This is a genomic window from Cryobacterium sp. N19 (assembly GCF_002929595.1).
Classification (GTDB): Bacteria; Actinomycetota; Actinomycetes; order Actinomycetales; family Microbacteriaceae; genus Cryobacterium; species Cryobacterium flavum.
In genome coordinates, this window is the sequence record NZ_PJJR01000046.1 from 75,772 (window position 1) to 98,882 (window position 23,111).

At 62.9% G+C, this 23,111-nt stretch carries 22 protein-coding genes and 1 pseudogene; 4 read left to right on the top strand and 19 right to left on the bottom strand.

From position 1 onward, the window contains the following. Nucleotides 1-1,174: 1,174 nt before the first annotated feature. The 3 genes from CXY78_RS05010 to CXY78_RS05020 form a co-directional block, all read right to left on the bottom strand. Nucleotides 1,175-1,441 carry a hypothetical protein gene (locus CXY78_RS05010; protein ID WP_104088333.1) on the bottom strand — a complete coding sequence of 89 codons (267 nt, stop codon included), beginning with the start codon at nucleotides 1,439-1,441 and terminating at the stop codon, nucleotides 1,175-1,177. A gap of 73 nt (nucleotides 1,442-1,514) precedes the next feature. Beyond that, entirely contained in the window at nucleotides 1,515-1,778 is a 264-nt protein-coding gene (locus tag CXY78_RS05015; RefSeq protein WP_369827250.1) for a hypothetical protein, read from the bottom strand. Between the two features lie 316 nt (nucleotides 1,779-2,094). Further along, complete coding sequence (locus CXY78_RS05020; protein ID WP_233206083.1) at nucleotides 2,095-2,727, bottom strand: bifunctional 2-polyprenyl-6-hydroxyphenol methylase/3-demethylubiquinol 3-O-methyltransferase UbiG; 633 nt, start codon at nucleotides 2,725-2,727, stop codon at nucleotides 2,095-2,097. Nucleotides 2,728-2,945: 218 nt separating this feature from the next. On the opposite strand from CXY78_RS05020, the gene CXY78_RS05025 reads away from it, so the two are divergent. Further along, nucleotides 2,946-4,040: an SDR family oxidoreductase gene (locus tag CXY78_RS05025; protein ID WP_104088336.1), complete on the top strand. Its 1,095-nt coding sequence runs from the start codon at nucleotides 2,946-2,948 to the stop codon at nucleotides 4,038-4,040. Between the two features lie 42 nt (nucleotides 4,041-4,082). Here CXY78_RS05025 and CXY78_RS21540 read toward each other — a convergent pair whose 3' ends face one another. The 4 genes from CXY78_RS21540 to CXY78_RS05045 form a co-directional block, all read right to left on the bottom strand. Beyond that, on the bottom strand, nucleotides 4,083-4,277 hold the full coding sequence (locus tag CXY78_RS21540) for a hypothetical protein (RefSeq protein WP_104088337.1): 195 nt from the start codon (nucleotides 4,275-4,277) through the stop codon (nucleotides 4,083-4,085). A 298-nt stretch (nucleotides 4,278-4,575) separates the two neighbouring features. Then, complete coding sequence (locus tag CXY78_RS05035; RefSeq protein WP_104088339.1) at nucleotides 4,576-5,160, bottom strand: cupin domain-containing protein; 585 nt, start codon at nucleotides 5,158-5,160, stop codon at nucleotides 4,576-4,578. A gap of 106 nt (nucleotides 5,161-5,266) precedes the next feature. Next, nucleotides 5,267-6,205, bottom strand: a complete 939-nt coding sequence (gene speB, locus CXY78_RS05040; protein WP_104088340.1) for an agmatinase — start codon at nucleotides 6,203-6,205, stop codon at nucleotides 5,267-5,269. A gap of 67 nt (nucleotides 6,206-6,272) precedes the next feature. Beyond that, nucleotides 6,273-6,941 (bottom strand): cyclase family protein, encoded by a 669-nt coding sequence (locus CXY78_RS05045; RefSeq protein WP_104088342.1) that lies wholly within the window; start codon nucleotides 6,939-6,941, stop codon nucleotides 6,273-6,275. 278 nt (nucleotides 6,942-7,219) lie between these two features. Between CXY78_RS05045 and CXY78_RS05050 the strand changes: the two genes are divergently transcribed. Continuing rightward, entirely contained in the window at nucleotides 7,220-8,632 is a 1,413-nt protein-coding gene (locus CXY78_RS05050) for a cytosine permease (RefSeq protein WP_233206085.1), read from the top strand. Then, nucleotides 8,629-9,036 carry a nuclear transport factor 2 family protein gene (locus CXY78_RS05055; RefSeq protein WP_199182588.1) on the top strand — a complete coding sequence of 136 codons (408 nt, stop codon included), beginning with the start codon at nucleotides 8,629-8,631 and terminating at the stop codon, nucleotides 9,034-9,036. The genes CXY78_RS05050 and CXY78_RS05055 overlap by 4 nt, the downstream gene beginning before the upstream one ends. A gap of 1,054 nt (nucleotides 9,037-10,090) precedes the next feature. On the opposite strand, the gene CXY78_RS05060 is transcribed toward CXY78_RS05055, so the two are convergent. The 4 genes from CXY78_RS05060 to CXY78_RS05075 all read right to left on the bottom strand — a co-directional run bounded on the left by CXY78_RS05060 (nucleotide 10,091) and on the right by CXY78_RS05075 (nucleotide 13,948). After that, nucleotides 10,091-10,357, bottom strand: a complete 267-nt coding sequence (locus CXY78_RS05060) for a hypothetical protein (protein WP_104088344.1) — start codon at nucleotides 10,355-10,357, stop codon at nucleotides 10,091-10,093. A gap of 39 nt (nucleotides 10,358-10,396) precedes the next feature. Next, a complete protein-coding gene (locus CXY78_RS05065; RefSeq protein WP_233206086.1) occupies nucleotides 10,397-11,698 on the bottom strand; it encodes a DUF1524 domain-containing protein in 1,302 nt (433 codons plus the stop codon). Nucleotides 11,699-11,868: 170 nt separating this feature from the next. Beyond that, nucleotides 11,869-13,641 (bottom strand): DUF2075 domain-containing protein, encoded by a 1,773-nt coding sequence (locus tag CXY78_RS05070; protein WP_104088345.1) that lies wholly within the window; start codon nucleotides 13,639-13,641, stop codon nucleotides 11,869-11,871. Then, on the bottom strand, nucleotides 13,628-13,948 hold the full coding sequence (locus CXY78_RS05075; protein WP_104088347.1) for a nucleotide pyrophosphohydrolase: 321 nt from the start codon (nucleotides 13,946-13,948) through the stop codon (nucleotides 13,628-13,630). Before CXY78_RS05075 ends, CXY78_RS05070 begins: the two co-directional genes overlap by 14 nt. A gap of 259 nt (nucleotides 13,949-14,207) precedes the next feature. Between CXY78_RS05075 and CXY78_RS05085 the strand changes: the two genes are divergently transcribed. Continuing rightward, nucleotides 14,208-14,660, top strand: a complete 453-nt coding sequence (locus CXY78_RS05085; protein ID WP_140425660.1) for a hypothetical protein — start codon at nucleotides 14,208-14,210, stop codon at nucleotides 14,658-14,660. A gap of 343 nt (nucleotides 14,661-15,003) precedes the next feature. Here the strand turns inward: CXY78_RS05085 and CXY78_RS05090 are convergent, their stop codons facing one another. The 8 genes and pseudogenes from CXY78_RS05090 to CXY78_RS05125 form a co-directional block, all read right to left on the bottom strand. Further along, nucleotides 15,004-16,536 (bottom strand): tripartite tricarboxylate transporter permease, encoded by a 1,533-nt coding sequence (locus CXY78_RS05090; RefSeq protein ID WP_104088351.1) that lies wholly within the window; start codon nucleotides 16,534-16,536, stop codon nucleotides 15,004-15,006. A 1-nt stretch (nucleotide 16,537) separates the two neighbouring features. Continuing rightward, nucleotides 16,538-17,062 carry a tripartite tricarboxylate transporter TctB family protein gene (locus CXY78_RS05095; RefSeq protein ID WP_104088353.1) on the bottom strand — a complete coding sequence of 175 codons (525 nt, stop codon included), beginning with the start codon at nucleotides 17,060-17,062 and terminating at the stop codon, nucleotides 16,538-16,540. Then, entirely contained in the window at nucleotides 17,059-18,051 is a 993-nt protein-coding gene (locus CXY78_RS05100) for a tripartite tricarboxylate transporter substrate binding protein (protein WP_233206087.1), read from the bottom strand. The genes CXY78_RS05095 and CXY78_RS05100 overlap by 4 nt, the downstream gene beginning before the upstream one ends. Nucleotides 18,052-18,195: 144 nt before the next feature. Continuing rightward, a pseudogene (locus CXY78_RS05105) lies at nucleotides 18,196-19,373 on the bottom strand (acetyl-CoA C-acyltransferase). Continuing rightward, nucleotides 19,373-20,149 carry a 3-oxoacyl-ACP reductase FabG gene (gene fabG / locus CXY78_RS05110; RefSeq protein ID WP_104088356.1) on the bottom strand — a complete coding sequence of 259 codons (777 nt, stop codon included), beginning with the start codon at nucleotides 20,147-20,149 and terminating at the stop codon, nucleotides 19,373-19,375. The pseudogene CXY78_RS05105 and the gene fabG overlap by 1 nt, the downstream one beginning before the upstream one ends. A 61-nt stretch (nucleotides 20,150-20,210) precedes the next feature. Then, on the bottom strand, nucleotides 20,211-21,425 hold the full coding sequence (locus CXY78_RS05115) for an acyl-CoA dehydrogenase family protein (protein ID WP_104088357.1): 1,215 nt from the start codon (nucleotides 21,423-21,425) through the stop codon (nucleotides 20,211-20,213). Continuing rightward, complete coding sequence (locus CXY78_RS05120) at nucleotides 21,422-21,862, bottom strand: thioesterase family protein (protein ID WP_158253271.1); 441 nt, start codon at nucleotides 21,860-21,862, stop codon at nucleotides 21,422-21,424. Before CXY78_RS05120 ends, CXY78_RS05115 begins: the two co-directional genes overlap by 4 nt. Beyond that, nucleotides 21,855-23,063, bottom strand: coding sequence for a CaiB/BaiF CoA-transferase family protein (locus CXY78_RS05125; RefSeq protein WP_104088360.1), 1,209 nt, complete (start codon nucleotides 23,061-23,063; stop codon nucleotides 21,855-21,857). The genes CXY78_RS05120 and CXY78_RS05125 overlap by 8 nt, the downstream gene beginning before the upstream one ends. Between the last annotated feature and the right edge of the window lie 48 nt (nucleotides 23,064-23,111).

Sequence of the window (23,111 nt, forward strand, 5' to 3'; positions counted from 1 at the left end):
GCAGCAGCCCGAAGTGACGCGGCTCGGGCAGCACTCCGAAAATCCTCGATCGTGAGACTGCTCGTGCGCACGCGTTCAATTACCTCCTGCATCGACTGCTGCACGATCAGGGACTCGACGGGCTCACGCACTTTACCCCGTCGGGCCCTAGCCTTGTTCTCGATCTCCGCATCAATGACGTACCGACTCCGATGGCACTGGACCTGCACCACGACAGCCTTCACGAGCCGATCAAACTGCCTCTGCCGCTCCGCGCGAAGCACCTCGGCCTTCGTGCTCCGCACGGCCGACGCGACGTCGCGGCCCGTCAGAAGGTCGACCCGGCGCATCCGCTCTGCAACTATCTCGACGGCGCGGGCGTGGACGACGTCCTCCACCGACACCAGAGGCAGCCCGATGCGCGCCCGGGACGATACATATGCCTCGGCGAACTCGCGCATGCGAGCGCCGTTCTTGAGCATGTGCTCGGTCAGCGACTCGGCGAAGACGGTGAACTGCCGCACATGCTCAGGCCGCGACGGATCATTGAAATATGCGTCGGCCTCGCGCTCGTTTGCCCGGCGCTCGGCCGCGGTCGCCATGTGAATCCGCTTCGGCGGCAGGCCGGCCCGGCTCAGGCTGCGCTTCAGCCGTCGCGCCGCGGCATTTGCCTCCAGCTCCGACTGGTAGATCTCCGGATCGCTGCGCCGGTTGCGCTGCAACTCGGCACGACGCTCCTTGTTGCGCTCAGCCCACTGCCGGGTGATCTGCCTCGTGCGCTCCGGGTCCGCATCCCGCCTGGCCGCGGCCCGCGCATTTACCTCAGCGCGATGAGCCTCGTAGTAGCGGTTGTAGTAGTCGCGCACCTTCTCACGATTCTCCGCCACCCACCACCGCTGATACTCCCGCCGACGCTCCGGATGCTCCACCCGCCACCGCTTCGCCCGCTCCCTCCCCCGCGCCCGCACCTCCGCCTCACGATGCCGTCGGGCCGCGGCCCGACGCATCGAGTCAGGGTTGAGCTCCCGGGCCCGGTCGAGGTGTTCCGAACGCCAAAGCCGATTCAGCTCGCGGATTCGGTCGCGGTTCGCCGCCACATGCTGACGCCGCTTCTCGGCCTCATCAACAGACGGATGCTCCGACAGCTCCTTCCGCGCTGCGGCAGGTTCCTCAGAAGGGTCGTTCATGATCGTGGTTACTCGGCAGGCGACGGAGCCAACTCGATGACCAAATTAAGCAGTTCCGAGCGATGCGCCGTCGGATTCGTGATCACACGCCAGACCACAACACGCAGCCGTTCGGCATCCTCGTCCGCGATCCCGGCGACGGGCTCCAAGCAGTACGCGATGTCGTTCTGAAGGTTGTGACCGTCATCGTCGACCGCGATCTCCGGATAGTAGAACAGCGCAGCCAGCGCGGTGCGGCTGAGTAGGTCGTCGACCTGTTCCTGCGGGATCGTCATAGTTATACCTCCTGTGCGGACGGTGTGAGCCAATCATGCCGCTACCAGGAGGTACGCCAGCCGTGACGTGCCGTCAGCTGCGCCTTGACACGAGCACCGGCTCATCGAAGCGCTCAGCGCTGTTGGCGAGCAGCGCCCGGGTCATGCGTCGGCGCGCCACGGCTTCACGAACGCGCACCACAATCAACTTCATCAGGCTGATCGGCCCGATTAAAACAAACTTGAGCGTGTTGAAAAGGAACAGCAACACGAGCAGGATCAGCCAACCGGGCCCGCCGGCTTCGACCTGCGCTCGGTAATAGATACCTGCGAGCGTATACGGAACGGCGAGCAGCATCGCAGGCCCCCCATTTCAACCCGCGCCGAGTATTGATCGCGTCGATCACGGCGGCGGTCGGCATGAACCGGCGCAAGAAGAAGTAGCTACGGGCTCTCGCGGCCAGAAAAAGTTCGAACATTTCGCGGCCTATCAGATGTTCGGCAACAAGAACCTGAAGGACTGAAAGTCGTACCATCGCAACGGGCGACGGCGCGTTATAGAGGTTGCCTACCAACACTGTAGAACTGGATGCCCGCCGGCGAAAGTGCCGCGCACATTTCAGAGCGGATGCTCCCCCACGCGTTTCCGACCGGCTCAAAAGGAGACGCCCCTCCTACTTCAAGATGAAGATCCCGTCGGGGGTCTCTGACCGGGTGGATTCGCCGGGTGCCGTGTACAGGCTGACGGACCATGCGGAATCGCTTGAATAGTGGCCAAGGTGCCAATCCGAGAATCGATGCATAAGCCCCAGGCCGCTCGTGCCAACGGCCTCATCTTGGTCGTGCGGACCGCCGCCAAGACTATGGCTCGACGTTCCCACAACGAAAATACCGCCAGGTTTCAGTAGTGCGCTCACCTGGGCGAAAGCCTGACGCAGTGCGTCGCCCGATAGAAACGCCGGAACGTTTCCCGCCATCAGGACCACGTCATAGGTGTCTGGAATACCCAGCCCAGCAAGTCGTTCCGGCGACAACTCCTCCACGTCGAGTTCTCGGAGCCAGTCTGAGTCGAAGTTATCGAGCGCCACGCCCAATACCTCGGGCGTAGGGTCGATCCCGAAGGCGGCGTGGCCCCGAGCACGCAGCCCGTTCACGGCCGATCCGTGCCCACAGCCGATGTCGAGGATCGTCGAGCCACGGCGAGCGAGCATGTCCACGAACCGGGCGTCGACCTCCAGATCCGTTCCATCGATGATGTGCTGTCGCATCTTGGCGGCATACGTCGCGAACTGTAGGTTGGGCTTCACCCTCCGAGCTTTCCATACTCGCGGCCCGCACTGGCCCACCATGGCACGTGACAACCATCGAGCGGAGCGGCCAGACGCTAGGGCTCACGCCTGGTCAGCTACAGGATTCGCCGCCCGATCCGCAATCCACCACGCCAGGAGTGGTACCGCGCTGGTTTCCGTGTTTCGGTAACTCACAAGAGCGGAATACCCGCCACCCCCGGTGGTTGCACCCAGTAATGACTACCTCAACCCAGCCCCACTCCCGCACCGCCCTCGTCGTCGGAGCTTCCGGTATCACCGGATCCGCCGTCGTCGACCAGCTCTCGAGCGAGGGTTGGAATGTGCTCGCCCTGGCCCGCCGCGTCGGCCGTGACCTGCCCGGCGTGCGCTGGATCCAAGCCGACCTGCGCTCCCCCGCCGACCTCCAACGAGCGCTGGCCGACGAGATTCCCGAGCAGGTGTTCTTCACGGCGTGGTCTCTCCAGACCACCGAGGAACTCAACATCGAGGTGAACGCCGGCATGGTGCGCGACCTTCTCGCCGCGCTCGTCCACGCGCCCGTTCGCCATGTCGCCCTCGTTACCGGGCTCAAGCACTACCTCGGGCCGTTCGAGGCTTATGGGCAGGGCACCATGCCCGATACCCCGTTCAGCGAGGACGAACCGCGCCTCGACGTGGCCAACTTCTACTACGCGCAGGAGGACGAGCTCTTCGCGGCATCCGCTCGCCAAGGATTCACCTGGTCAGTGCACCGCTCGCACACCGTGATCGGCCACGCGGTCGGCAACCTCATGAACATGGGTCTCACCCTCGCCGCCCAGGCTTCCCTGTGCAAGCATCTGGGCATACCGTTCGTGTTCCCCGGCAGCGAGACGCAGTGGAACAGTGTGACCGATATGACGGATGCGACGATCCTCGCCGAACAGATGGTCTGGGCCGCAACAACGGATGCCGGCGCTAACGAAGCGTTTAACGTGGTCAACGGTGACGTCTTCCGTTGGCGTGCGATGTGGCCGAAGATTGCCGCCTACTTCAGCGTTGAACCCGAAGGATTCATCGACGAGCCGCGCACACTCGACGTGCAGATGGCCGGCATGGAACCGGTCTGGGCAGATATAGCAAGGGAGCACGGCCTGGTCGAGCCCGACCTGGGGCGCATCGCGTCGTGGTGGCACAGCGATGCCGACCTCGGCCGCAACATCGAGGTCTTTACTGACATCACCAAAAGCCGCCTCGCCGGCTTCACCCCGCACCACCGCACGGTCGACTCATTCACGTCGCTGTTCGACCGCTACCGTGCCGAGAAGCTCATCCCCGACGCTGCCATCTGAGAAAGGCTTCATGCCGTCCGGGTGCGACGACGGACGTGCGGCTCAGTCTGCGGGTCCGCCCGAAGCAGTGTCGATGTCTCCCGGATCCGGGATAGGAGCGATGTCCTCAGCCTCAACCGCTCCAACAGGCTCCCGCTGGAACGGTTCGTACGACGCGGTGTTGTACACATGCATCCCAGGCCCCTGAATAGTCACCACGTCATTCTCCGTAGATGGCTCGCGTTCGGGAATCGTCATGTCACCACAGTAGGAATTCCTGAGGTCACATGCGAGTCGACTCACGCGCACGTGCGGCCCTCAGCCTGTGATCAGTTTCACGAACTGCGTGCGCCGGAGCATCTGACGAACACCCAGTTTAACGGCGTGAACATCGTCTACGGTCGGTAGCGGTTCCGGCCCGACGATCGTCGTGGTCACGCCGCCGCGCACGATCTCGCCGCTGTTGGCCGCAACCAGGTTCTGATATCAGTGCCCTGTGGACCGTAGGTTTGTTCGCTGACGAAGCCGCCCTGGATTGGCTGCACACTGGGAACAGTCAGGACGAGCCGCTCCATGCGGCCGGAACGATGGTCCAGAGAAGCTCGGTTTGTCCCCCACTGCGGTTGTCCCAGGAGTGGGGTTGGCGCCCCGCGACGGTCATCGTGTCCCCCGCCGATAGCTCAACATCGCCGCCGACCAACCGAAGGACGAGGCTCCCTGATAACACGTGCAACACCTCGACATCGCAGTTGATCGTGTAAAGCTCATCTCCGCCTGAGGCGCCAGGTGCGAGGGTCGAGCGGAGTACTTGCACCCGAGACTCTCCCCGTGGGGTGAGCAGCTTTTCGATCGCGCCTTGCCCACCCATGTTGATGAGTGCCGCATCGGCGAGGGCTATGACCTCGTTATCGGGCACCTCGAACAGCGAGCCGAGCTGCAGGGAAAGCACCTGGCACAGTGCCACGAGCGAGGACACGCTGGGCGAGGTCTCGTCTCGTTCGACTCTGCTGATAAAGCCGGTGCTCAGGTTACTTGCCGCGGCTACGTCCGCGATCGTCAAGGCCTGAGCTAGCCGCGTTGCCCGGAGTTTCGCTCCGATCGCAAGCGGTGCGCCCGATGGTGCCGGGTTGAGTGCTCGCACAGTTCCTTGCCTTTCTTGACGCCCTGAGGTGGGAGTGTTTCCCAGTATCTCGCGATCTCTCGCCGCTCCCCGCCATGCGCACGGCCGGTGTCGCCGAGTGCCGGTCTTAGCGCGGTGTCATGGCCGAAAGGATTTCGTAGGCGACATGCGAGGCGGCAACGGCCGTGATCTGCGCATGGTCGTAGGCGGGGGCGACTTCGACGACGTCGGCTCCGACGATCCGCACGGCGCTCAGTGCGCTGATGATGGCCAGCAATTCTCTGCTTGTCAGCCCGCCCGCTTCCGGGGTGCCAGTTCCGGGAGCGTGAGCGGGGTCGAGAACGTCGATATCCACGGACACGTATACCGGGCGGTTGCCGAGGCGGGCCAGCATCCGCTTGACTACTCCGGCAACACCTTCGGTCTCTACTTCGTGGGCGGCAATAACGGCGAAGCCCAGTCTGGCGTCATCGGTGAGGTCCTTGCGGCTGTAGAGCGGGCCACGAATGCCGATGTGGAGGCTGGCTTCGAGGTCGATCAAGCCTTCCTCAGATGCGCGGCGAAAGGGCGTACCGTGGGTCACCGGTGCGCCGAAGTAGGTGTCCCACGTGTCGAGGTGAGCGTCGAAGTGCAGCACCGCGACCGGACCCGTCACCTTGGTGACCGCCCGCAGCAGGGGAAGGGCGATGGTGTGATCCCCTCCAATCGTTAGCAGTCGTGTTCCGCCGGCGCCGAGACGGGTTGCCGCTGCCTCAATCTGCGCGACTGCTTCGTCGATATTGAAGGGGTTTGCCGCAATGTCTCCTGCGTCGACGACCTGATGGGTGGAGAACGGCTCGACATCCTGCACGGGGTTGTAAGGCCGGAGAAGCCGGGAGGCCTCGCGCACGTGGGCTGGGCCAAAGCGGGCTCCCGGGCGGTAACTGACCCCGCTGTCAAACGGCACACCGACCACCGCTATATCTGCGTTGGGCACGTCTTCGATGCGGGGAAGTCGGGCGAAGGTGGCGATGCCGGCATAACGGGGTGAAATACTGGCGTCGGATGGGCCGATCGGAGTGTTCATGGGAGCTTTCTTGGAGGGAATCGGTGGAAGAGTGATTTGCGACCCGGTGGTGGCAGGGAGTGCCCGGCTAGGACGTAAGTTGCAGCGCGACAGCACGCACGGGCGCCCCATCCGCCGCCTCGAAGGCGATGGGCAGCAGGGAGATGAAGGGCGCATCGAAGTCGACCGACGCAAGATTCGTAAGGTTCTCGCAGATCACGCCGTCAACGTCTGCGATGAGGTGATGCACGGGAAAGCCCTCACCGTGATGGGTAGAGTCCGGTGTCTCATCGATGTTGATCGCGTCGATCCCGAAGGTGCGGATGCCCAGGGCAATGAGTTTGGCGCAGGCATCGGCGTCGAGGAATGGATTGTCGAAGTACGTCGGTGACCCGTAGTGCTCGCTCCATCCCGTGTGGAGAAGCACGATAACTCCCGGCAGAAGTTGTGCCTCGACGGGCTTGAAGTACGACCACGTGATGCGACCGCGAGCGCCCGCGGCGCGGGCGTCGACGAGTACGCCTGTGCCGACGAACCGGTCCAGCGGCACCTCATCGAGTTTCTTGGCCGCATCATCAAAGTGGTACGGAGCGTCAACGTGCGTGCCCGTTTGTGACCCCATGGACACCGAGAGAAGGTTGAAGCCGTCGCGATCGATCGTGCTGTGCGGGTCAAACCGTGGCACAGGATCTCCCGGATAGACCTGGGTGTCTGCGTTCACCACGAGTGAGAGATCAACGACCCTGTTTGTCTTCATAGTCAAAAACTATTGCACAGGAGGCAACATCCCGCTAGTGTCAATCAAATCCTGCGGTCCTCGCCGGCCCCCACCACGAGTCAAAGGCAAACCCATGAGTGACAACAATGGCGTTCATCACCCCTCGCCCGCTATCGAGCTAAACGCTCGGCCAAAAATCACCGAAGTGGAAACCCTCGGCGTCGACACCATACCCGACGCCGACCGCACCTCGACCTGGCTCGACCTGGCTCGACCTCCTCCGCATCCAGTTCGGCGGCGCGAACACGTTCGCCACCGTGCTGCTCGGTACCTTCCCGATCGTCCTCGGCCTTTCCTTCTGGCAAGCCGTACTCGCAACGATCTGCGGAGTGCTCGTCGGCACCTTGTTCCTGATGCCTATGGGCCTCTTCGGACCGAAAACTGGGACCAACAATGCGGTGTCATCCGCTGCATTCTTCGGCGTGCGTGGGCGAGTGGTCGGATCGTTCCTCTCCCTTCTCACCGCCATCGCCTTCTACTCCATCTCAGTGTGGGTCAGTGGCGACGCACTCGTGGGTGCACTCACCCGGCTTGGAGGTATACCGGACTCAATCGGACTTCGCACCCTGGTCTACGGAGTGATCGGCGTGATCGTCATCGTCGTTGTGGTGTTCGGATATCAGTTCATGCTGCTCGTGAACAAGACCGCGGTCATCGCCAACACGATCCTCATCCTTCTGGCTATCGTCGCCTTCAACGGTCTGTTTGACAGCTCCTACGATCCCGGCCCCTCGGCCTTTGCGCTCGGCTCCTTCTGGCCGACCTTTGTCGCGGCCGCCCTCATCGTGGCTTCCAACCCCATCTCGTTCGGGGCATTCCTCGGAGATTGGTCGCGTTACATCCCCCGCACCACTCCGCCGCGCAAGATCCTCGGCGCAACACTGATCGGCCAGTCCCTTACCCTCATTCCCTTCCTCTTCGGCGTGGCGACCGCAACGATCGTCGCCGGGGAGAGCGACTACGTCGTCGCCCTCATCCAGGCATCGCCCATCTGGTACGCGGGGCTCCTCATGGGAGTGGCCTTCATCGGCGGACTCTCGACGGGCACGACCTCGCTCTACGGCACAGGTCTCGACTTCTCCTCCGTCTTTCCCAGGTTCACCCGCGCCCAGGCCACCATCGGAATCGGCATCGTCGCCTTCCTCTTCATCCTGACCGGCCGCATTTTCTTCGACCTCCTCGGCGCAGTGAACGCCTTCGTCGGGGCCATCATCGTCACGACCACCCCGTGGATGGTCATCATGGCCATCGGCTACATCGTGCGCCGAGGCAGCTTTCGCCCGCGCGATCTCCAGGTTTTCAACCGCGGTGAAATCGGCGGAGCTTACTGGTTCAACAGCGGGGTCAACTGGCGCGGAATGGTCGCTTGGATTGGAGCCGCTGCCCTCGGACTCCTCTTCGCGAACTACCCGCCCATCATCGTCGGACCCTTCATCAATCTGGGCGGCGGCGTCGATCTCAGTCTCGCTATCGCCGTGATTTCGGCGGCCGTTCTCTATCTTGGAGCGCTGTGGATCTTTCCCGAGCCCCGATACGTGTTTGGTGATCAAGGCGCACGCGGCGTACCGACCAGAGACTCGACGATGCCCGCCATCGAAACGGACCACTCGTCGTCCGCGGCCAAGGTCGCAGCAAAAGTTGAAGCTCGACACGCGGGGTTCGCAGCGTGAGCACGTCCGAAGCAGTGACAGCGGATGCGCTGGCCGCAGCAGACCATATCATCGAGGACTTTGGCCATCACCACCGAGACGCCTATTTCGCCCGGTTCAGCCCGCAGGCAACCTTCATGTTCCACAACATCGAGCAGCGCCTGGAGTCGCGGGAAGAGTATGAGCAGCTCTGGCTGGAATGGGAATCAGACGGATTCACGGTCATCTCATGCACGTCTACAAACCGTCGCATCCAGGTGGTTGACTCCGTCGCCGTGTTCACCCACGATGTCGAGACAGTCTCCGAGGTCGCGGGCGAACGATCGACGAGTCAGGAGTCGGAGACAATCGTGCTTTCACGCACAGGCGGAATCTGGCTCGGCATCCACGAGCATCTGTCCGTGTACACCAACAATGCCGCCTAAACGGCCCACCGCGATCGTCACAGGCGCCGCCAGCGGGCCTGGTTTCGCCATCTGGAGCATGCTCGCCAGCGTGGGCGGTGGCCGGGCTGGACCCTCGCCCATCGACCACCGCTCTGAGCCTGATCGTCGACGTCACAGCTACAGCTCCTGACCATTCGGCGAAGCGGGGAAATCCCTCCGTAGAGATCTGCGGGGACAAGTCCGAGCATGACCGCCACCACGTCCTCGAGCCACGCTTGCGCAAGCGCCGTGAGCGGCGAACTCGCTGTCAGCGAGTCGCCGACGGCGCCCGCGGGCAGGCCGACATTGCCTGCGCCGCGTTGCGGCTGGAACCGACCGAAGTGACCTGCCGAGTTCGGCCGCCCCCACCACGGAAGCGCGTCTGCGCCCGGGACCGCCTCATGCCGAGTGCGGTTGTCCTAATTGAGCATCATCGCGTCCATACGCAACAGGTGCACCAGAGCAGCCGTGAGTAGCCCGTTTGGGGCCTACTCCACAGGGTGGGCGATAATGATTTCGCCGCGAAATCCTGCGCCTTTTAGTGCTGGCGTACCTGGACTCGAACCGAGGACAAATGAAGCGAGCCGGGCTGCCTGTTTTGGTGGCACCCATCCCCCAAGTTCCGGCCTCACTGAGGTCGACCCCATAGCTGGAAAGCTCCACGAACAACCGCGCGTCGGGGGAATCCGAGATCATCACGAACTCGAAGGCTGCATCTCCGCCGTTGCTCACAAGATCATCATCTCTGACACCGTCTGCTGCAATGCCACAGGGACTACCGCCGCACAAAGCTTCGCAAGCACTTCATTCGCCAGTGCTCCTAAGCGATGGCAACCAGCGTCGCTTTTCTGAGAAGGGGGCGCCTGCAGGGCGTCACCCGACGGCAGACGGTCTTGAAGATTCCCTGACCCAGCGAGCACGGAATCTTGGTGTACGGGCGTCCCTTGTCGTCGATTGACGTGCCGTTAGGAGCATCGGCCCGACACCCCGTGTACTTATCGACGCTCCCCGAGGACGGCGGAGGGCTCACCGGAGCGGGGGCCGAAGCAGCTCGCTACTCTGCCGCAGCGCGCGCATCATCGTCAGCCGCTTTCTTGACGACCGCAGCTTCGCGGGCCAACGCGGCCGTCTCGACAGAAGTCAGTTTCTTTTTGAGCGAGACGGCGCTCTTGTTGAAGCTACGGAGGGACTTTGAGTGATTCAGATTTGGAGTCTTGAGCAGGATGGCTATGGAAATGGGTGGTTCGTCTAGATCAATCAACCGCTCAAGCGCCGTGATGCCCGCGATTATCTCGGCGGAACGAGCCACCAGCGTCGACACGTCAGCTGCCAGACACTCACCTGGTCAGCCGCTAATTCGTTAGGCGTCGCAGCCGATGCCGTCCTTGTCGCGGTCAAACTTGCGCTGGAAACCCGGCGATCCCTTGGAGATCGGGGCCGCTCCCGCAGCGCGCACAGCATCGCAGTTCTCGTAGTAGACGTCGACTGGTGCCGGCGCGGGGGCCGGGGCCGGTTCAGGGGCCACGACGACAGGAGCCGGCGCAGGAGGGGTGACAACAACCGGAGCTGGCGCAGGCGTGAACGAGGAGGTCAGTGCCATTTCACCAGTGCAAGAGCCGAGGACGCGGGTCATAGCGTCGTGCTCAGCCTGAGTCACCCACAGACCATATGTTGCCTTGACGGACACCTGACGGGCAACATAGCTGCAGCGGATTGCCTTGTTCGAGGGCAACCAGGTTGCGGTGTCGCTGTCGCCCTTCTGGGCGTTGGAGCGGCCGTCAACCGCGAGCAGATTGAGGGGATCGTTGGCCAGAGAAACGCGCTGAGCTTGAGTGAGCTGCTGAGCGCCCGTCTGCCATGCATTTGACAGAGCCACGACGTGGTCGATCTGCACGAGAGCTGACGTGTCCTGACCGCGAACGAAGGCGATTGACGTGTCCGTGTATGGCGAGATGAGGTAACCGGTCATCACCCGGCAGGTGCCCGACTTGGTGGTGGGGTTCAAGTCCCGAGAAAGGATGTCGTTTCGGGTGTCGCATCCGTTTCGGTCCACGTCGATCCAGGCGGAGCCGAACATGCCGGTGCGCTCGTAGCCGGTCTTCGCGGCCTTTCCCTTGACGGGGATGGTTGCGAGGAGCGTTAGTGCCGTGGTGTCGGTTGAGGTGGTATCGACGACCACGACCGATGTGCCCTCAGTTGCCGCAGTGACCGTCGCGGGGTCGACCGGCGCTTCCTCGGAGAATTCCGGGCCGGGTGTTGGGGTTGGGCTTGCGGTGGGGGTTGCGCTCGGCGTCGGGCTAGCGGTCGGCTGCCCAGCCAAGGCAGTTTTCCCTGCACCTGGCGCCGCAGCAGCGACCCCACCGGAGATGAAGAAGACAAGGCTGGCCGCCACCGCGATCGCAGTTGTCTTGTGTGCTGATACGGATGCCCACGGGCGGCGACCAGAGAGCGCGTACACGCCCGTCACCAGAGCCGCCATTCCCAGAATGATTAGAATTGCGGGGAATCCACCGAGGATGGCGTACATCAGAGCGAAGAAAACGACCAACCCGCGGAGGATCCAAGTGCTGAAAGTCGGCTTGGACGCATTCTTCTCGGCGGTCGACGGCCTGTCGATGAGAGGCTTCGCCGGCTCCGGTTTCTTCTTGCCAAATTTTATCATCTGATCCCCCATTTCACCGCACTCAGCCTGGAGTGCAGACGCGACTGTTTGAAATCTACTGGAGGCAGGGATTGGTCGGAGACCGGACGAACACCCCAGAACGGGGAACTAGACCGCTCCAGCGACGTTTCCCGTACCGACTCCTGTCAACCGCGCGGAATCGGGACCAGCTACACAGCGATCGGTATGAATCCCCGCAGATAGGCGCGAAGCGCGGGGTCGCAGACGTACACGTAGGTCCCCCGGATGCCGCGGGTGAGCAGTACAGCGTAGATGTTGGTGATGAACCGCAGGAGGTCGTCGTCGTTGTACGTCTTGCCCAGGACCGGATTGTTCTCCTTGCCCTTCTTGTCGAAGTACGACCCTCGATCGATGACCAGCTTCCCTGCGACGGGATCGAAGCGAAGGTCCGGGCCGATGATCACACCCGCGTAGTTGAGGTCGTATCCCTGCACGGTGTGGATCGAGCCGACTTCGTCCACCGACTTCGGCGACGCGATCCAGTCGGTCTGCGTGCTGTTCCACCGCAGCTGACAGCCGTCGATCTCAATGTCGTAAAGGGTCTTGTCGGTCTTGGTCTTCCATACCCACGCGTACCCGGCGAGCAGGCGCGAGAGCCCGACCGCGGCATCCTTTCGACGGATCTCCGCCCGCATTTCCGAGACGCTGTCAAACATCCGAAAGTCATAGCCCTCGAACAACTCCGCAGGCGGCAACGTACTGGTCGTCGTCGTATCGAGAATGCGCCTGACGTAAGCGACGTAATCCGAACCGGCCTGAACCCGCATCTGCGACATCAACGGATGGTGACGCCTCGAGAGTTTCGCCTGGCGCACGAGACCGGTCAACAACTCGGGAGGCACATCGGCCGGGCGCACGCTCTGCGCCGCGTCCAGCAGGAAGATCTGATGCTTGCTCTTCGCGGTGATCCAATCGAGCTGGGTCTTCGTCTTGTCGTCACTCCCGAAGAGCTTCTGGGTGATCACACTGAAGTTCTTGTTCTGAACGCCCGAGGGCTGATTGGCTCGTTGGTTTAGCCGGTGCGATTCGTCGACGATGAGCAGGTCGAAGTCTTCCTCGGCGAACCCGACCTCGAACGCGGTCATGACCATCGCCGGCCGCAGCCCCGGCGTCTTGCGGAACACCTTCTTGATCGACTCACGCAGGGACTGCTGCGGCACCACCAGACCAATCCGGATGTCCGTGAGCAGTTCCCGATACCCCGGCACGAAGAACTCGGAGAACAGGGAGTCGCTGTCCACGTGTTCACCGGGAGTCGAGGCCGCAATGTCGACGAGCAGCTTGAGCAGGTAGATGGCGACCACGGTCTTCCCGGTTCCCGGGTCACCCTGCACGACGATCGTGCTGTCGGTGCCTGCCTCGAGATCTTGGAAGAGCCCCTCGAGGATACCGTCGACAGCGACGGCCTGGTCTTGGGAGAGTGCCTTGAACGGTGACAGCTTGAAGAGGTCGCTGTTCTCGATCTCGGGGATGCTGCGGGTGAAGACCCCGTCACGCCGGAGCTCGTCGAACACCTCGCGGAAAGTCTCGCGGTACCGGCCGCGATCGTAGTAGTCTGCCTCGGTGATTCCATCGTTGCGGTTCAGCACGCGGTAGAAGCCGTCGCCGGCGAGCATCCGAATCAGGTAGGACTCCAGATCGAGGCACACCGATTTGTTGAATGTCGCGTCGACGATGACGCGGACCGTGCTCAGATGCTGTTTCTCGGTCGACTCGAAGTGCTGGCGCATGCGCCCGGCCGCGTTACGCGACTCCCCCACGTAGACGTCGTTGAGCCCGCCCCTGACCGCGGGCGTGCTGCCAGCTTTGGCATCGTCCAGAACGTAGACGATCGGCCAATTGGTGTTGCGGTGGTCGCGCGGCGCCCAGGCCCGCATCGCTTCCTTTGTGAAGTCGAGCCGCTCGATCTCAAAGGACGTCATACTTGTCGCTGCGCCCCCGCGCCTTGTCGACCGGATACTTCTCACGGGTCTTGGCCAGCTTGTCGAGCACGATCTGATTCGGATCGACACCGAGGCGATCGGCCAGCAGGATGCAGTAGGTGAGCACGTCGGCCAGTTCGTCGCTCACCCGACCTGTGTCAGCATTCGCGTTCCACTGATAGCACTCGAGTAATTCGCCGGCTTCGATGGCGATGCTCTTCGCCAGGTTCTCGGGGCTGTGGAACTGCGCCCAATCACGCTCGGCGACGAAGGCTACGATTTCGTCGCGGACTGAAATTTCTTCCATGTCGCAAACCTAGCAGCGTCACCTCCCATCGGTTTCCGGCACCGTTAGACCGTAACTAGCCCGCTGACCATACCGACCTCCAGGACTCATACCGCGGACCCGACGGAGCCTCGGCCGACTGTTCAGGTATTCGGCATTCTCCCTGACCGTCACGTCCCTTGCCCTTGCCCTTGCCCTTGCCCTTGCCCTTGCCCTTGCCCTTGCCCTTGCCCTTGCCCTTGCCCTTGCCCTTGCCCTTGCCTCGATTATGAGAACGCCTATGGAAGAGCCCCTTGGCGGCTGGCCGCCAAAAAAGTTGGTGGATGCGACAGGAGTGGACACCGTGAACCAGAACGAGACGCTCGTGCACATCCTGGGAAGCTACCGAGACTCGACGTCCATCGTCAGCCACGTCACCGAGGTTTCCCCGCAGTTCGCCGAGAGCCTCCTCGAATGCGCGGACATCACCGGGTACGTCGGTTTGGGCGATCCGAATGAGGAGGCCAAAAAGATCGTACGGCTTCGGTTCGACCTACCTGCGGCCATTCGAAAGCTTCACCCGCAATTGTTGTGTTTGGAAACGCGAAATGCCCCTGACTTCCGCGGAAACTCAGGGGCTAAAGCTGGGGTACCTGGACTCGAACCAAGAACAAATGATAGGCGTCTGGGTGGTGGTGCGCACCTGCAGATGGGGCAGACTTCCGCGGAATTCCGCGGTTCTCATGGGTTTTAGTGTACGCGCTGTACGGCGAGATACGGCCTGAATCTGGTCAGATTTTGGGGTTTATGGTGCGTTTCTGGTCACCGCTGTGCTTACCCAGGCACCCGCCCCACAACGGTCTGGACCGGATCGTGGTCGTACCCGGTAGGGCTCACGGTCACCATGCGAAGTCCCGTCACGCTTGCCACCCAGCAGCAGTGAAGACAGTTCTCATTCTTGCCGGGTACTCAAGAACCTCCATTGGTCTCGGGACAGAAAATTACCGCGTCCCCCGGGTGGACTCGCAGCCCACCACTCGGTCGTTCACTGAGCACCCGACAAGTTTGCCAGACGTGACAAGCGATCGAGTGAACGCCTACTTCGCGTCCACTTGGGTTTTCGTGGGGGCGGCAGCCGCAGCCCTGGCCGTCCTGGCACGACGCATGCGGCTGATAAACGTGTAAGCCAGGAACGTCGCGAGCAAGCCGAAAATGGTTGCCGAGATCGGATCGGAGACGAAGATGTCGAAGCTGCCGCCAGAGATCAACATCGACTGCCGAAACGACCGTTCCAAGATCGGCCCGAGGATGAAGGCGAGTACGAGTGGCCCAGGGTCGAAACCAGTCTTGATCATAATCCAGCCGAAGACGCCGAAGATCAGGACCACCCACATGTCGAAGGGATTGTTGTTTATGGAGTAAACGCCCACCATGACCACCATGAGAGCAAACGTTGCAAGGATTCCGGTTCTGACCCGCAGCATCTGAATGAAAATGCCGATCAGCGGGATATTGAGAATTACGAGCATCACGTTGCCGATATACATGGACGCGATGACGCCCCAGAAGATGTCGGGGCGATCCTCGATCAGTGACGGCCCCGGCGTAATCCCCTGCAGCAACAGCGCGCCGTAGAGCATCGCGAGCACCACGTTCGAGGGAATCCCCAAGATCAGCAGCGGTATGAAGGCGGAAGTCGATGACGCGTTGTTCGCCGTCTCCGGTCCCGCAACCCCCTCAATCGCTCCTTTGCCGAACCTCGACGGGTCTTTCGCACGGCGTTTTTCGAGCGCGTAGGACGCAAGGGAGGAGATGACCCCGCCACCACCGGGGAGAACACCAATTACGAAGCCAAGCAGCGAACCTCGAGCGATCGCGCCGGAGGAGTCGCGAAAGTCCTTGCGGGAGGGCCAGATGTTCTTGATCTTTGTTGTGATTGCTTGCGCCTTGTCGGTGCGTTCGAGGCTGTGCAGCAGCTGACCGACGCCGAACAGTCCCATCGCGATCGCCACGAAATCGAAGCCTCCGAGCAGGGAGGGAATGCCGAATGTGAACCGGGCGGTGCCCGTGATCGGGTCCTGGCCTACGGTCGAGAGCAAAAGGCCGATAGCGGCCATGCCCAGGCTCTTCATCGTGGAACCTGTTCCCAGCGAGGTCACGAGAAACAGCCCCAGCACCATGATCGCCACGTAGGAGGCAGGGCCCACAGCCACGGCAACACGCGCGAGCATGGGGGCGAGAAAAGTGAGCCCTAAGATGGCCACGGTGCCGCCGATGAAGCTGCCGATGGCGCTGATCCCGAGCGCGGGGCCGGCGCGGCCCTGCTTCGTCATTTGGTACCCGTCGAAGGTCGTGACAACGGATGCCGCCTCCCCTGGAATCCGCAGAAGCACCGAGGTGATCGTGCCACCGTACATCGAGCCGTAGTAGATGCCCGCGAGCATGATTACCGCACTCGTGGCGTCCATCGTGTAAGTGATTGGCAGCAACAGTGCGATGGTGGCGGTGGGGCCGAGGCCCGGCAGCACACCGATGGCCGTGCCGATGACTACACCCACGAAGACAAACAGCAGGTTCATGGGGTCGAAGGCAACGGAGAACCCGAGGCCGAGGTTGTTGAAGACGTCCATGTCACATTCCGATCAGTCGAGTGATGGTTCCTACGACGACGTCGTCGGGAAAAGGGACGCCGAGCAGAATCGCAAAGCCTACGTAGAAAACCGCGGTGCCGCCGACGGCAAGTACGAAGGCAAGGCGCCAGGATTCGTCACCGAACACGCGCATCCACAGCAGAAGCAGAAAAAAAGCGGGAACGACGAAGCCGATCTCCGTGAACAGCAGGATGAAGACTACGAGGCTCAGTACGCCGCCGGTGAGCAGCGTCGTGCGCCTCGTCCACTTCTCGTACGCCTCAGTGTCGGGAATCACTGTGAGGATGGATACCGTGATCGTGACCGCTATCGAGACCACCAACGGCCAGAGCCCCGGCCCGGGGTTGGTAAGTTCGCCGAGGCCGAGGCGCCAAGAACCGATCACTGCGGCGACACCGGTAGCCAGCAGTACGACGGGGACGAGACGGTAGCGACCGCCATTCCGGACGGCCTTCACGGCAGCCTGCCCGGTGGCTTCGGGGGCTACGAGCGTGCCGTCACTCATTCTTGTCCGAGGATGGGCTCATAAAGTTCTTGCATGTCGGCGAAGATCTCCTCGAGGTCGTCTGCACCGCTGAACTCTGTTGGTATGAACATCTCGCCCACTTGTCCGATTACGGTTTCGTCGGCCGCACAGGTCCGGAGTTCGGACTCGAGGGTGGACACGATGGCGTCTGGCATGCCGTTCGGTCCTACAACGCCGAAGACCGACACGGCATTGACCAGGTCAGGGAATCCCTGTTCGGCCAGGGTGGGCACATTCGCGTACCAGTCGGCCCGCTCCGGGCTGCTCACGGCGAGCGGCACGAATGACCCGTCGTCGATGCGCGACTGCACGTCCTGATGATCGGTGATGAAGAGAGCGTCGACGTGGCCACCGAGCAGGCTCGTAGTCATCTCGGCGTTGCCAGCGGCCGGAATGGCGGTGACGTCGATGTCGTATTCGTCGCTCAGTCGCCCCAACTCGATGGCCGCTGAGGTCGTGGCCCCGGGGATGGCGACGCTAAGCTTGCCCGGGTTCTTTTTGGCCGCGGCGAAGAATTCGTCGGCGCTCTCGTAGGGAGATTCCGCGCCGACGACCAGCACGGTCGGCATTTGCGCCATCACACCAATCGAGGTGAAGTCCTCGACGTTGTAGTTGAGCTTGTTGATCATGGGATTCATCACAAGCGGGCCGTTCGTGCCGAGGGTCAGGGTGTATCCGTCAGGCTTGGCGCTCGACACGTCCTGCATGGCCAGGCCGCCGCTTCCGCCCGGTTGGTTCTCGACCACGAAGGTCTGGCCGAGCCCCTCCTCGAGGCAGGAGGCGTAGGCGAGGGCGGTCACTGTGGAGGGACCTCCCGCGGCGAATGGCACCACGAAGGTGACGGGCTTTGACGGGTAGTCGTCTTCTGCTTTCGGGGATCCCGCGGCGCCGGCGGCGCTGCAGCCGAAAAGGCCCAGCATGGCCAGTCCGGTGATTGCGGGCAGGAATATTGCGGTGTTCTTCTTCAAAGCTGACCTCATTGTCATCTGATGTGTGTCTCATGGTGGGGTGATTCGGTCCAGCCCGTATTCACTGTCGCAAGGTCATAATTTCATCTCCAATACTATTTCGGGGGTGTACTGCTACTCCGTCTGCATAAACGCGTAGCATGCTCAGACTCGTTCGAGCAGCATCGCCGTGCCCTGGCCGAGGCCGCGCACATGGTCGCCAATCCGCGACGGGCGCCCTCGCGCTCCATCCGGCCCATCAGAGTAATGGCGATGCGTGAGCCCGATGATCCGAGCGGATGCCCGAGGGCGATCGCGCCACCGTCACGGTTCACGATCTGCGGGTCGAGTCCGAGGCGCCGGATGCAGGCGAGCGCCTGCACGGCAAAGGCCTCATTGAGCTCGATCGCTCCCACGTCGCCGAGCGACCACCCCGCACGGTCGAGCACCTTACGGGTGGCCGGCACTGGACCGATGCCCATAATCTGCGGAGGCACCCCGGCCGAGGCTCCGTCCACGATTCGTGCGCGCGGCGCGAGGCCCAGCCGTTCGATGGCCCTCGCACTGGCCACGATCACGGCGGAGGCTCCATCATTGAGCGTGCTCGAATTGCCCGCCGTCACGATCCCGCCTTGCCGTACGACAGAGCGCAGGCCGGCGAGGGTCTCGAGAGTGGTGTCCCGCCGCGGCCCCTCATCGTGCTCAACGAGCCCTTTTTTCGTGGCCACCGGAACGATTTCGGCCGCATAACGACCCCCGTCGATGGCCGCAGCCGCCCGCTCATGGGAACCGAGGGCGAAGGCATCCGCTTCGTCGCGGGTGATGTTGTCGACTTGGGCGAGCTCCTCGGCCGTTTCAGGCATCGAGAGCGTGGACATGGATGGAAACCTCGGGTTGACGAAGCGCGCCCCAATGCTCGTGTCCGAGATCTCGCCCGGGCGCCCGAAGGCCTTCTCCGGTTTGGCCAGCACCCATGGCGCCCGCGACATCGATTCCACACCGCCGGCCACGACCACGTCTGCGGCGCCGCTCTTGATCATGTGCGACGCGAGAATGATGGCGCTCAGACCCGAGGCGCACAGGCGGTTGACCGTGAGCCCGGGGATCTCGTCGGGAAAACCGGCGAGCAGGCTGGCCATGCGCGCCACGTTGCGGCTGTCTTCGCCGGCCTGGTTGGTGTTGCCGAGGATCACCTCGTCGATCGCAGCGGGGTCGATGCCGGTGCGGTGCACGAGCTCGCCGAGCACGAGCGCCGCGAGATCGTCAGAGCGGATGCCCGACAGGGCCCCGCCATAGCGACCCACGGGGGTGCGCACCCCGCCGACGAGAAACGCCTCGGCCATCAGCGCGCTCCCCCGTTGATGTAGAGGGTCTGCCCGGAGATATAGGAGGAATCATCGCTCGCGAAGAAGGCGATTGCAGCGGCGACCTCGTGCGGTGCTCCTACCCGGCCGAGCGGTGTGCGCTCGGCGACCGCTTTCTGGTGGTTCTCCGCGGTGCTGCCGACCCGCTCGGCGGTGGCGGCGGTCATAGCCGTGGCGATGTACCCGGGTGCGACAGCGTTCACGGTGATGTTGAACGGGCCGAACTCGAGGGCGAGCGTTGCAGTGAGACCTTGAATCCCCGCCTTGGCCGCCGCATAGTTCGCCTGACCCCGGTTGCCGAGGGCCGAGCGACTGCTCAGGCTCACGATCCTGCCGTATCGGGCAGGCACCATGAATTTTTGGGCAGCCTGGGCGCACAGGAACGCACTCGTCAGGTTGGTGACGAGCACCGAGTCCCAGTCGGTGCGACCCATCTTGAACAGCAGGTTGTCGCGCGTGATCCCTGCGTTGTTCACGAGAACATCGAGACGGCCGGCCGTGTCAAATACCTGCTGGAATGCCTCGGAAACCCGGTCTTCGTTTGTGACGTCGCACACGAGGCCATTGGCCGATCCGCCGGCCGCGACCACGATGTCGGCCGCAGAGATCTGCTCGGCGGTGGCGGCCGCGCGATCCCCGTTCAGATCAAGGATGGCCACGTGAGCGCCCTCCGTGGCGAGCCGCAAGGCCGTGGCCGCCCCGATACCCTGGGCACCGCCGGTGATCACGGCGACCCTGTCATTGAACCTGTTCATGAAATCTCCCTGTTCGGTCCGTGCATGTCGGTCTGTGGATGGGCGCTCGCGGGCCGGAGGCTCATGCGAACGCCGAAATTCCGGTGATGTCGCGGCCGATCAGCAACGATTGGATCGAGTCCGTGCCCTCGTAGGTGTGCACGACCTCCATGTCGGTGAGGTGCCGAGCCACGTGGTTTTCGAGCAGCAGGCCGTTGCCGCCGAGCATGTCGCGGGCCTCCTGGCAGATCCACCGCCCCTTCTGGGCCGTGTGCATTTTGGCGAGCGAAGCCATGGCCCCGGTCATCTTGCCCTGGTCAGCGAGCGTGGCCAGCCGGAAGCAGAGGAGTTGCATTGCGGTGAGCTCCGCGAGCATATTGGCAAGTTTGTTCTGCACAAGCTGAAAGCTCCCGATGGACTTGCCGAACTGAACGCGGTCGCGGGCGTATGCAACGGCGGCCTCGTAGGCGGCGATGCCGTGTCCCAGAGCCTCCCACGAGGCCCCGCCACGGGTGGAATTGAGCACCCGAACGGCGTCCGCGAAGGAGCGGCCGTTCACGAGCTTATTTTCGGCGGGAATGCGCAGATTCGTGATCGTGATGTCCGGCTGTAGGATGGCCCTTTTGCCGACCTTGCCCGTGATGACGGTGGCTTCGTAACCGTCGGGGAAGGAGCCGTCGCTGTTCTTCTCCATGACGAAGGCCTTGACCTTGGCGTCGGATTCGTCGCGCGCCCAGATCACCACGACGTCAGCGAAACTCGCATTACCGATCCAGCGCTTGGCTCCGTTGAGTACGTAGTGCGCTCCCTCGAGTCGCGCACTCGTTTCGAGCGCTACCGAATCGGATCCGTGGTTGGGCTCGGTGAGTCCGAACGCGCCCACGAGGTCGAGCGCCGCGAGCCCGGGTAGCCAGCGCTGCTTCTGCTCCTCACTACCGAGCATGTTGATCGTGCCCATGGTGAGACCGGACTGGACCCCGATGAAGGTGTTGATCGACCCGTCAGCGCGGGACATTTCGAGGGACACCATTCCGGCGCCCAGGCGGCTCAGCCCGGGGCATCCGTAGCCCTCGATCGTGCCGCCCACGATCCCGAGTCTGGCGATCTTCGGAACCAGCTCGAAGGGGAACGCGGCGCGATCCCAATAATCATTGATGATGGGGAGCACTTCCGCGTCTGCGAAGGCCCGCACCTTGAGGCGGAGGGCGCGCTCCTCGTCACTGAGGAAGTCGTCGACCAGATAGTAGTCACTATTTATGACTGCGTCAGTGTTGATGGCGGTGTCGGTGTCGGTCATGCTGTGCCTTTCTGTTGCTGCCTCTGCGGCATTGCATCGGCCATAAACCAGCGGTCGAGCGAACTGCGCTCCTCGGCGTCGAGCAGTCGAGCAGTCCCGTGTACTGGGTGCACGGGAACCATCACGGTCGAGGCATCCAATACCGCGTGGCCGGCCTGTTTTCCTGAATAGTGCAGGGTGTACGACGTGGATCCCACCCGGGAGACCCACACGTCGATCTCGACGGCGGGGCCGAACTCGATCGGGCGGCGAAAGCTGAGCTGCAGCGCGGCCACGACCGTCGGGGAGTCGACGTGGTCGTAGCCCGTGAGCGCCTGCGCCCGCCACGCCAGCCTGGCTTCCTCGAGCAGGGTGGCGACACGCGCGTTATTGACGTGGCCATTGAGATCCTGGTCGCTCCACCGCACCGCAACCCGGGCGCGGAATGGCTCAGTCAACGAGCTGCGCCTCGCGTGTGGCAAGCCACGAGCGCACGAGAGCGGAACTCTCGTTGAGTTTCGGCGGAGCTAGGTCGTAGGTCACCGGGGTCTGGGAGAATTTCACCGGATGCCGCACCGTGGGAATGCTGCGATCCCCGGTTCCCGCCAACACGACCGGCTCAAGGCCGAGCTTTTCGGCGAGCTCGATGCCGCCCTTCACGTCCTGTATCGGTGCACACGGCAGGCCCAGCTCGGAGAGAAACTCGAACCACTCCGCGGCCGAGCGCCGGGCGAGCTGACGCTGCAGGATCTCGCGCAGCGGGCCGCGATGCGCGTTGCGGGCCTGAGGCGAGTTGAAGCGGACATCCGTCGCCGCCTCCGTGATGTCGAGCGCCGCGCACAGCTTCGTGAATTGGGGATTGTTGCCCGCCGCAATGATAAGCATTCCGTCGCCCGTCGGCATCGGCTCATAGGGGTAGAGGCTCGGGTGCTCATTGCCCATGCGGGTAGGAATAACCCCGCCCGTGACGTAGGCGGCAGACTGGTTGACCATCCCTGAGAGCGCGGAAGAGAGCAGGTTGAGTTCCACACGCTGCCCACTGCCGGTAAGGTCCTTGTGGTGCAGGGCACCCAGGATGCCCATACCCGCGTGCAATCCGGTGATCACGTCGAACATTGCGAGCCCGGCGCGGTAAGGCTCGGTGTTCTGGCCGCCGGTGAGGCTCATCATGCCGGACACGGCCTGCACGAGCAGGTCGTATCCGGGAAGCCCGGCCCCCGCTCCGGTGCCGAATCCGGTGATCGAGGCGTAGATTACCTCGGGGTTCCGTGTCACAACCGAGTCGTAGTCAAGGAAGAACCGGTCGAGGCCACCCGGTTTGAAGTTCTCCACCAGCACGTCGGCCCGCGCTGCGAGCTCATGGGCCACCGCGCGGTCGGCCGCGTAGTTAAGGTCGAGCGCGATCGAGTGCTTGTTGCGGTTGACCGAAAGGTAAAACGTTGCCTCGTCGTCGCGCACCGGCGGAATCCACCCACGGGTGTCATCGCCCTGCAGACTCTCCACTTTGATGACGGTGGCACCCATGTCGGCGAGCAGCATGGTGCAGTACGGGCCGGCAAGAACGCGGCTGAAGTCCGCCACAATGATTCCGCTCAGTGGCCCGCTTCCAGGTCGACCGAAAATCCTGTGCAGCCTCGTTGCTGCGCCAGATTCATCCATTGAATGACTCCTTGTTCGTCTGTCGTGCCTTCACTGTCGCAAACGGAA

Bases quoted from the DNA above. Each gene is read 5' to 3' on its own strand.
- CXY78_RS05010 (WP_104088333.1), bottom strand. From the start codon at position 1,441: ATGACGATCCCGCAGGAACAGGTCGACGACCTACTCAGCCGCACCGCG.
- CXY78_RS05015 (WP_369827250.1), bottom strand. From the start codon at position 1,778: ATGCTGCTCGCCGTTCCGTATACGCTCGCAGGTATCTATTACCGAGCG.
- CXY78_RS05025 (WP_104088336.1), top strand. From the start codon at position 2,946: ATGACTACCTCAACCCAGCCCCACTCCCGCACCGCCCTCGTCGTCGGA.
- CXY78_RS21540 (WP_104088337.1), bottom strand. From the start codon at position 4,277: ATGACGATTCCCGAACGCGAGCCATCTACGGAGAATGACGTGGTGACT.
- speB (WP_104088340.1), bottom strand. From the start codon at position 6,205: ATGAACACTCCGATCGGCCCATCCGACGCCAGTATTTCACCCCGTTAT.
- CXY78_RS05045 (WP_104088342.1), bottom strand. From the start codon at position 6,941: ATGAAGACAAACAGGGTCGTTGATCTCTCACTCGTGGTGAACGCAGAC.
- CXY78_RS05065 (WP_233206086.1), bottom strand. From the start codon at position 11,698: ATGATAAAATTTGGCAAGAAGAAACCGGAGCCGGCGAAGCCTCTCATC.
- CXY78_RS05070 (WP_104088345.1), bottom strand. From the start codon at position 13,641: ATGACGTCCTTTGAGATCGAGCGGCTCGACTTCACAAAGGAAGCGATG.
- CXY78_RS05075 (WP_104088347.1), bottom strand. From the start codon at position 13,948: ATGGAAGAAATTTCAGTCCGCGACGAAATCGTAGCCTTCGTCGCCGAG.
- CXY78_RS05085 (WP_140425660.1), top strand. From the start codon at position 14,208: ATGGAAGAGCCCCTTGGCGGCTGGCCGCCAAAAAAGTTGGTGGATGCG.
- CXY78_RS05090 (WP_104088351.1), bottom strand. From the start codon at position 16,536: ATGGACGTCTTCAACAACCTCGGCCTCGGGTTCTCCGTTGCCTTCGAC.
- CXY78_RS05095 (WP_104088353.1), bottom strand. From the start codon at position 17,062: ATGAGTGACGGCACGCTCGTAGCCCCCGAAGCCACCGGGCAGGCTGCC.
- fabG (WP_104088356.1), bottom strand. From the start codon at position 20,149: ATGAACAGGTTCAATGACAGGGTCGCCGTGATCACCGGCGGTGCCCAG.
- CXY78_RS05115 (WP_104088357.1), bottom strand. From the start codon at position 21,425: ATGACCGACACCGACACCGCCATCAACACTGACGCAGTCATAAATAGT.
- CXY78_RS05125 (WP_104088360.1), bottom strand. From the start codon at position 23,063: ATGGATGAATCTGGCGCAGCAACGAGGCTGCACAGGATTTTCGGTCGA.